The following is a 7,240-nucleotide window of genomic DNA, read 5'->3' on the forward strand; positions in this document are numbered from 1 at the left end:
CAATGTATGATAAACTAATGGCAATCACAGTAAAGCCTTCGGCAAAGGAGCTCGCCATGCAGTCAACGCACTTACTAACCCCGATAGTCGTTCAAATCGTCGGATACAAAAATACCGGCAAAACCACATTGGTTTGCCGGTTGACGGAGCGCTTTAAACAAGCTGGATATAAAGTTGGTACAATTAAGCGCGACGCGCATGATTTTCAGATGGATACGCCCGGAACCGATACGTGGAAGCATCAGGCGGCGGGCGCTGAGATGACGGCTATCACATCATCGAAGCGAACCGCAATCCTGAAGCAGCATACGGAATCGCTTGATCGTCTGATCGAACAAATGAAAGAGTGCGATGTTATTCTTATAGAGGGCTTCAAAACTGCTGCCTATCCTAAAATCATTATGATCCGAACCGCTGCCGACCTTGAACTTCTTCAGCAAGCCACCAATGCGCTCGCTGCCGCGGCATGGTCCGAAGCTGACTTCCGTACCGATCCAAGCTTTGCCACTCCAGTCTTTGATATCAATCAAATTGATCAGCTGTTTCAAAAGGTACTTTCCTTATCCAAATCAGGCGATCAGTCCCGATAATCGGCGGCCGCCAATCGTATACCGTTAATCCGCAATCCCTTGCTTATGTGCGTAAATCGCCGCCTGCGTACGATCATCTACCTCAAGCTTGTTGAAAATATTCGTAATATGGAATTTTACCGTCTTCACGCCAATAAACAGCTCATCGGCAATTTCTTGGTTAGAGCGGCCTTGGGCCACCCGCTTCAGCACATCCATCTCGCGTTCCGTCAGTTCCTTATGCAGTGGGGCTTGCTCCTGCTGCTTAGGCTGTCGGAAGCGATTCATCATTTTCGCCGCAACCTGCGACTCCAACACCGATTGTCCGCGGGCTGCAGCACGAATCGCATCGGCGATTTCGGTAGCTCGTGAGGTTTTTAACAGATAGCTGAACGCACCTGCTTCAATAACCGGGTAAAGCTTACTGTCGTCCAAATAGCTGGTCAACACAATTACTTTACATTCGGGGTGAAGCTCGAGCAGCTTCGCCGTTGTCTCGACCCCATCCATTCCATCCATGACCAAATCCATCAGAACAACGTCAGGTTTGTACGCCTGCGCTAATCGAATGCCGTCCATGCCGTTGCTGGCTTCGCCGACAACCTCAATTCCATCCTCAGTGTCCAGCACCGCCGCAAGTCCTATCCGCACCATCTCATGATCATCGACAAGCAGTACCTTTATTGGCTGACTTAAATGCTCCATCGCCTCCACGCTTTACACCGCCCTTATTTTATCGAATATCTATATCTTATGACCTTTTCCATCATTTCATTTCACAAAACCATCCATTGGAACCCATATTTGTATGAAAGTTCCATCTCCAACTTTTGAAGTCATTTGCAAAGACCCGCCAAGCTCATTGACCCGCTCTTCCATCGTCAGCAATCCATAGGACGTTTGCTTCTTCGCTTCGAGATCAAATCCGATCCCGCTATCCTGTATGCTCATATGGGCTTGATTTCCGCTGCGCAGCAGTCTGATGTCCATTCTCTCCGCCTTCGAGTGCCGCAGTGTATTCGATAGCGCCTCCTGTGCGATTCTGAAAAGATGATCCTCAGCCTGAGGCTGCAGCACAATCGTTTCATCCACCTCGAGCGTAATGGTCATCGGCACCTTCTGTTTCAACTCATCCACCAATATCGTGAGCGCCTGCCCCAGATTTTTGCCGTCCAAATGGACCGGCCGCAGATGAAGCAGCAAAGCGCGCATTTCCGATTGCGCGACTGCTGCCATTTCCTCAATAAGCTGTACCTGGCGCTTCGCCCGTTCCCAATCCCGCTCGATCGTCCGGCTTACCGCGGTAGCCGTCATAGAGATTGCGAATAGCTGCTGGCTGACCGCATCATGCAGCTCGCGCGCGAGACGCTGCCGCTCTTCGATGACCGCAGTGAATTTCACCTTCTCGGTCCAGGTCGGATCAGCCTGCTCCTGCTCCGCGATCTCGTCGTCCGCAGCCTCTCCATTATCCAGCGTAACCGTATACCGGCGTTTCTTTGGCTGCTCCGATAGCCGCTTTATCGCTTCCTTAAGCCTCGAGTTTTGCAAATAACCGTTAAACGCGGCTGCGGCTAAACCCGCTCCTACGATGGACAGCCCAATTACCGCCCATTTACCTTGCAGAGTAAACAGCTCAACATAACCGATTCCTTGCAGCACGATTACGACTAAGCTGACGATAATGATTAACCATAATATCGTTTCATTCACATTCCGCCTGCGGGCCGCATGATTCGGTTCATCGCTCGGCTTGCCTTGCGCCATACGGCTCACTTCCTTCTATGTATCCATTTATTTCGAATGAACTGTCTGTTTTATTCAATAAACGCATGAAAGAGCAGACCGTCAAACGGTCCGCTTCTTCCATCCTTCGCTCTTCTATTCTTCCGATGGAGTCTTGCTTAAGGAAGGGGTTGGGCTCAGCTTATTCATGAGCGCTTGCAGCTGCTCATCGATCTTGCGCTGCTTCTCTGCGTCTGCTGCATTAAATCCGCTTGTTGTACCGCTGTAGGAGTACGGCGTGCGAAGCACATCAGCCTCGGCCTCCATTTGCATGATTTTCTCCTCCATACGGTAGAAGCCGCGTGAAGCAGTGCCGCTGTCAATCGTATGGTTCGACGATAATTGCGCCATTTGCTTCTGTGCTTTCGCTACCTGAGCACGGGATGCAAGCTCATTGCGCTTGTTGCGCAATTGGTAGAACTCATCCTTCATGCCGTGCAATTGCTGCAAAAGCTCTTCCGCTTGCGTCTTCGACTGTGCATGCAATTCAATATATTCCGTTACCTTTTGGTCAAAATAGAGCTTTTCCTCCAGCAGCTTGCGGGCAAGCTCCTCTTGGCCGGCTCTCAAAGCCGCTTCTGCCTTCGATTCTCGATCTGCTGCGCTGCTTACGGCTTCCTCAAGGCGCTGCTTCATGCGGCGCTCATTGGTCATTTGCTTCGCTACCGTTACTTCAGCCTGATGAATTTCTGACTCCATGTCGCGCAGATACTGATTAAGCATAATAATCGGATCTTCTATTTTGTCCAGCGCCTCATTTACCGATGCCTTTGTCATATCCTTCATGCGTTTGAAAATTCCCATATCATAAATCTCCCTTCTCGTATTTAGCAATTTTGGCTTTCAATTCTTCAATTTCACGTCGCAGTGCTTTTTTCTCCAAATCATCCATCATACTATCGAATTGCGTTGAAGTGGTATGTGCAGCTTCCGGTTGTGCGGATCCCCATGCTCCAGGAGCTTGCGGCGCGTTTTTGTACGGCCCCCCGAATTGCGATTGTTGTCCACAACCGGGGTTGTAGCCTCCGCCGTATCCGTTACCGAAGCCGTTTGGACCAAAGTTTGAATAGAGCGGCGGTTCCTTAGGAACAACCAATCCGGCAATAATATATATCAGAATGACGGCGCCGCTTGTAAAAATCGTCACTACAATAAGTAAGATTCGCAGCAGTGTTGCGTCTACGTTCAGCATCTCCGCTAATCCTCCGCAGAGGCCGAACAGCTTCTTGTCGCGCGAGGAACGATATAGTTTTCTCAAGACGACCATCCTTCTTTCTCAAGCTTTCGCTTCAATTGCTCAAGCTCTCTTTCTATAACGGATTGTACGGTGCTTCCCGCCTCCGATACGAATTCCTGACCCATTCTGCGAATATCTCGCAGGCTCTTGGCCTCATGCTCCATGCCGCTGATGCGATCCTCCAGCCTTCTGAATACCGCTCCCGGCTGTACGCCTTGCTCGCCAAAGGCGTTATTGTAACGGCTGTTCATGCGCTGCTGAAGTCTTAGTGACTCCATGCGTGCCGCATAATATTCACGCTTGTCATAAACCGATTGATACTCACTTCTCATCTCACGCAGCTGATCCTCGAGATCCAGCGTATTTTGTCTGCTTTGCTCATAAAGCTCGCGGTATTGCAATGAGCGCTCCTCGCAGGTTGCCTTCTCATGCAGGGCGATTCGAGCCAATTGCTCCTCACCCGCTTTGAGCGCGGTCAGCGCTTGATTCTCGCGGCGTTCCTTCTGACTTTCTGCCTGTAGCCATTGCGCCTTCAAATGATTGCTATGGCCGGCATATTGCTGATAAAGCTTTTCCGCTTGAATAATATCTTCTCTTGTCGACCAGAGAAACTGATCAATCATGCGAACCGGATCTTCCGATTTCTCTAATTTTTCATTTAATGTCGCGACCGTAATGTCACGCACACGTTTCATGATACTCATCTATTATCCTCCGATCTATTATCACTCACATCCGCTAGTAAGCTCTGCGTTTATCTTTCTTGAAAAGGCCGATTCCAACCACGATCAATCCGATTGCAAGCAGCAGCATAATGATACCGCCTAGCTTGCCCAGCAACATAATCGCACCAATTACGATAAGTATACCACCGATCCATTTCTTACTGTTCACCCATCCGACAATACCTAGTCCGATCAAGATAAACGGTAGCAAAAATCCAAGTACGGCGCCGAAGTTGATTCCGATAAAATTAAGTAATGCGATGCCGCCGACTATGACAAGCAATACACCTAATGCGCTTTTTCCATTCATGTCTATTTTCCACTCCTTTCAACAATTAAAATTCTTTCTTTTTTGTTTGCAGTGCAGTTGATGTTGCTCTTGCTTATGTACTTAGTTTAGAGCAATTTCCTCTTTGTTAAAACGGACTTTTGGCGGTTTCTGCACTGGACTTAGGTCGAGTGAAAGACCCGCCTCCAGGGGCAATGCATACATAAGCAGTATCATCGTCTAGCCGTTACTCATGTCGGTATCTAATTAAGAAAAAGCAAAATGCTATATACCGAATTCCAACGCCAACGGCGGCGTCCGTGTTGAAAGCATTGTCAAAAAACACTAGGAAATACGATTTATTTTCGGCGGAAGCGCTATCTATATAGGTTGAACTAAGATTGCATAGGTTTAACCTAACTGGAATTTGTCCCGCTATTGTGGTCAGTTTGACACTAGGAGCGATTATTTTCGTGAATACCGCCTGATTTTCCCGTTAAATGCTTTAATAGAGCCTGTCTGAGACAAATTAGCTGCAGTTTTTCCAGTTCATACTGCCGGTGCAGACTTGATCTCGTATGATTGATTAGTTTAACTTATATAGAACTAGGGTATCTTGATGAATTCATTTTGACCTTTCAATGTATAATCTCACCGATATCGGTGCATCATATTATTGACGGTGTGAAGAGAGGTATGGTTCCGTTGGACCATTTGGTGCTTGGACTACAAGAGGAATTTATTTAATCACTTAGCTAAAAAGAAAGCGAGGGGTTGTGTCGCAGAGCATCTCTGAAACACACACGCCAATTAACGATCCGTTTACTCGGAGAGTGTACAAGCGGTGCCCAAGTTATTCTAATGATGTGAAGTGTGATATTTGAAGAAACTCAACGATCAAACACCGTCAAAGAAGAGCCCCTAAAAAGGCTCTTCTTTTTCCGTCTTTTTCTAAATGTAATTTCAGTAGACACAAAAAAACGCCTTCTGCAGAACTCTACAGTTGCGTCATGTTTTTGTATTATGGTGCCGGTGAGAGGACTCGAACCTCCACGGTTTCCCTCACGATTTTGAGTCGCGCGCGTCTGCCATTCCGCCACACCGGCATTCAGAAAAAATATGGCGTGCCCTAAGAGATTCGAACTCCTGACCTTTTGATTCGTAGTCAAACGCTCTATCCAGCTGAGCTAAGGGCACATATTTTCTTTTGCAAAATCTTTGTGGAGGCGCCACCCAGACTCGAACTGGGGGTAGAGCTTTTGCAGAGCTCTGCCTTACCACTTGGCTATGGCGCCAAATTACTGGAGCGGAAGACGGGAATCGAACCCGCGACCCTCGCCTTGGCAAGGCGATGCTCTACCGCTGAGCCACTTCCGCATATAAATGGCTGGGGATTCAGGGATCGAACCTGAGAATGACGGAGTCAAAGTCCGTTGCCTTACCGCTTGGCTAATCCCCAACAATTATTTACATCTTAATTTGTAATAATGGGGCGGACGAGGGGAATTGAACCCCCGAATGTCGGATCCACAAACCGATGCGTTAACCACTTCGCCACGACCGCCACGTTTAAATATTCAATTGGCAGGGGCAGCAGGAATTGAACCCACACCAAAGGTTTTGGAGACCTTTGTTCTACCTTTAAACTATGCCCCTAAGGTAAACTGGTGGAGGATGATGGATTCGAACCACCGAACTCAGAGAGAGCAGATTTACAGTCTGCCGTGTTTAGCCACTTCACTAATCCTCCATGTGGTGCCGTCGAGAGGACTTGAACCCCCAACCTACTGATTACAAGTCAGTTGCTCTACCAGTTGAGCTACAACGGCATATTCACTTGTTCAAAAATAAATGGTGGCTCGGGACGGAATCGAACCGCCGACACGAGGATTTTCAGTCCTCTGCTCTACCGACTGAGCTACCGAGCCTGATGTTTGAAATGGCGGAGCTGACGGGATTCGAACCCGCGGTCTCCTGCGTGACAGGCAGGCATGTTGGGCCACTACACCACAGCTCCACATCATATTCTCGGAAACTTCCGAAAGGTAAAGAATTGGTTGCGGGGGCAGGATTTGAACCTGCGGCCTTCGGGTTATGAGCCCGACGAGCTACCGGGCTGCTCCACCCCGCGTCATTATTAATTGAATGGTGGAGGATGACGGGATCGAACCGCCGACCCTCTGCTTGTAAGGCAGATGCTCTCCCAGCTGAGCTAATCCTCCATTGTCTTGAGCGACCTTTATATCTTACCATAAGTCCATTTCTAAAGTCAAGCTCTTTTTTCTTTTTGGTGACCCGTAGGGGACTCGAACCCCTGTTACCTCCGTGAAAGGGAGGTGTCTTAACCACTTGACCAACGGGCCATATACTGGCGGAGAAGGAGGGATTCGAACCCTCGAGACCCGGTTAGAGCCTACACGATTTCCAATCGTGCTCCTTCGACCACTCGGACACTTCTCCAGTAAATGGCTCCCCGAACAGGACTCGAACCTGTGACAACTCGATTAACAGTCGAGTGCTCTACCAACTGAGCTATCAGGGAATATAAATCAGTTCAAAGCTAATTGCGCCTTGAAAACTGGATACGAAAGTCAGGTTTGCTGAAACCTTATTAGCTGTTGTCTGCCGGATGTATGGGTCCAGGCAAACTTATTTAGGA

General features: G+C 48.5%; 7 protein-coding genes and 16 tRNA genes. 1 reads left to right on the forward strand and 22 read right to left on the reverse strand.

All coding sequences use genetic code 11. From position 1 onward, the window contains the following. The first annotated feature begins 56 nt into the window (after nt 1-56). Nucleotides 57-590 (forward strand): molybdopterin-guanine dinucleotide biosynthesis protein B, encoded by a 534-nt coding sequence (gene mobB / locus L1N85_RS23245; protein WP_235241435.1) that lies wholly within the window; start codon nt 57-59, stop codon nt 588-590. A gap of 24 nt (nt 591-614) precedes the next feature. On the opposite strand, the gene L1N85_RS23250 is transcribed toward mobB, so the two are convergent. From L1N85_RS23250 to L1N85_RS23355, 22 genes are all read right to left on the reverse strand, one after another. After that, nucleotides 615-1,274 (reverse strand): response regulator transcription factor, encoded by a 660-nt coding sequence (locus tag L1N85_RS23250; RefSeq protein ID WP_235241436.1) that lies wholly within the window; start codon nt 1,272-1,274, stop codon nt 615-617. A 66-nt stretch (nt 1,275-1,340) separates the two neighbouring features. Continuing rightward, on the reverse strand, nt 1,341-2,333 hold the full coding sequence (locus tag L1N85_RS23255; RefSeq protein ID WP_235241437.1) for a sensor histidine kinase: 993 nt from the start codon (nt 2,331-2,333) through the stop codon (nt 1,341-1,343). Between the two features lie 114 nt (nt 2,334-2,447). Next, nucleotides 2,448-3,155 carry a PspA/IM30 family protein gene (locus L1N85_RS23260; protein WP_235241438.1) on the reverse strand — a complete coding sequence of 236 codons (708 nt, stop codon included), beginning with the start codon at nt 3,153-3,155 and terminating at the stop codon, nt 2,448-2,450. Nucleotide 3,156: 1 nt separating this feature from the next. Further along, nucleotides 3,157-3,618 (reverse strand): PspC domain-containing protein, encoded by a 462-nt coding sequence (locus L1N85_RS23265; RefSeq protein WP_235241439.1) that lies wholly within the window; start codon nt 3,616-3,618, stop codon nt 3,157-3,159. Further along, complete coding sequence (locus L1N85_RS23270; RefSeq protein ID WP_235241440.1) at nt 3,606-4,292, reverse strand: PspA/IM30 family protein; 687 nt, start codon at nt 4,290-4,292, stop codon at nt 3,606-3,608. The genes L1N85_RS23265 and L1N85_RS23270 overlap by 13 nt, the downstream gene beginning before the upstream one ends. Before the next feature lie 34 nt (nt 4,293-4,326). Further along, nucleotides 4,327-4,623 carry a LiaF transmembrane domain-containing protein gene (locus L1N85_RS23275; protein ID WP_235241441.1) on the reverse strand — a complete coding sequence of 99 codons (297 nt, stop codon included), beginning with the start codon at nt 4,621-4,623 and terminating at the stop codon, nt 4,327-4,329. 982 nt (nt 4,624-5,605) lie between these two features. After that, nucleotides 5,606-5,687: transfer RNA gene (locus L1N85_RS23280), tRNA-Leu, on the reverse strand. A gap of 14 nt (nt 5,688-5,701) precedes the next feature. Next, a tRNA-Arg gene (locus tag L1N85_RS23285) sits at nt 5,702-5,778 on the reverse strand. A gap of 24 nt (nt 5,779-5,802) precedes the next feature. Beyond that, nucleotides 5,803-5,876, reverse strand: a tRNA-Cys gene (locus tag L1N85_RS23290). Nucleotides 5,877-5,883: 7 nt separating this feature from the next. Then, nucleotides 5,884-5,958 (reverse strand) — tRNA-Gly (locus L1N85_RS23295). Nucleotides 5,959-5,965: 7 nt separating this feature from the next. After that, a tRNA-Gln gene (locus L1N85_RS23300) sits at nt 5,966-6,040 on the reverse strand. A gap of 29 nt (nt 6,041-6,069) precedes the next feature. Next, nucleotides 6,070-6,145, reverse strand: a tRNA-His gene (locus tag L1N85_RS23305). Nucleotides 6,146-6,163: 18 nt separating this feature from the next. Then, nucleotides 6,164-6,237, reverse strand: a tRNA-Trp gene (locus tag L1N85_RS23310). Between the two features lie 9 nt (nt 6,238-6,246). Further along, nucleotides 6,247-6,331, reverse strand: a tRNA-Tyr gene (locus tag L1N85_RS23315). 3 nt (nt 6,332-6,334) lie between these two features. Continuing rightward, nucleotides 6,335-6,410: transfer RNA gene (locus tag L1N85_RS23320), tRNA-Thr, on the reverse strand. A 23-nt stretch (nt 6,411-6,433) separates the two neighbouring features. Beyond that, a tRNA-Phe gene (locus tag L1N85_RS23325) sits at nt 6,434-6,509 on the reverse strand. Between the two features lie 12 nt (nt 6,510-6,521). Continuing rightward, nucleotides 6,522-6,598, reverse strand: a tRNA-Asp gene (locus L1N85_RS23330). Nucleotides 6,599-6,635: 37 nt separating this feature from the next. Beyond that, nucleotides 6,636-6,712, reverse strand: a tRNA-Met gene (locus L1N85_RS23335). Nucleotides 6,713-6,727: 15 nt separating this feature from the next. Then, nucleotides 6,728-6,803 (reverse strand) — tRNA-Val (locus L1N85_RS23340). A 66-nt stretch (nt 6,804-6,869) separates the two neighbouring features. Next, nucleotides 6,870-6,944, reverse strand: a tRNA-Glu gene (locus L1N85_RS23345). 6 nt (nt 6,945-6,950) lie between these two features. Continuing rightward, a tRNA-Ser gene (locus L1N85_RS23350) sits at nt 6,951-7,041 on the reverse strand. A gap of 6 nt (nt 7,042-7,047) precedes the next feature. Then, nucleotides 7,048-7,123: transfer RNA gene (locus L1N85_RS23355), tRNA-Asn, on the reverse strand. Between the last annotated feature and the right edge of the window lie 117 nt (nt 7,124-7,240).

The sequence above is a fragment of the Paenibacillus alkaliterrae genome (assembly GCF_021532375.1).
GTDB lineage: Bacteria > Bacillota > Bacilli > Paenibacillales > Paenibacillaceae > Pristimantibacillus > Pristimantibacillus alkaliterrae.

Coding starts and splice junctions, on each gene's coding strand:
- mobB (WP_235241435.1), top strand. CDS start 57: ATGCAGTCAACGCACTTACTAACCCCGATAGTCGTTCAAATCGTCGGA.
- L1N85_RS23250 (WP_235241436.1), bottom strand. CDS start 1,274: ATGGAGCATTTAAGTCAGCCAATAAAGGTACTGCTTGTCGATGATCAT.
- L1N85_RS23255 (WP_235241437.1), bottom strand. CDS start 2,333: ATGGCGCAAGGCAAGCCGAGCGATGAACCGAATCATGCGGCCCGCAGG.
- L1N85_RS23260 (WP_235241438.1), bottom strand. CDS start 3,155: ATGGGAATTTTCAAACGCATGAAGGATATGACAAAGGCATCGGTAAAT.
- L1N85_RS23265 (WP_235241439.1), bottom strand. CDS start 3,618: ATGGTCGTCTTGAGAAAACTATATCGTTCCTCGCGCGACAAGAAGCTG.
- L1N85_RS23270 (WP_235241440.1), bottom strand. CDS start 4,292: ATGAGTATCATGAAACGTGTGCGTGACATTACGGTCGCGACATTAAAT.
- L1N85_RS23275 (WP_235241441.1), bottom strand. CDS start 4,623: ATGAATGGAAAAAGCGCATTAGGTGTATTGCTTGTCATAGTCGGCGGC.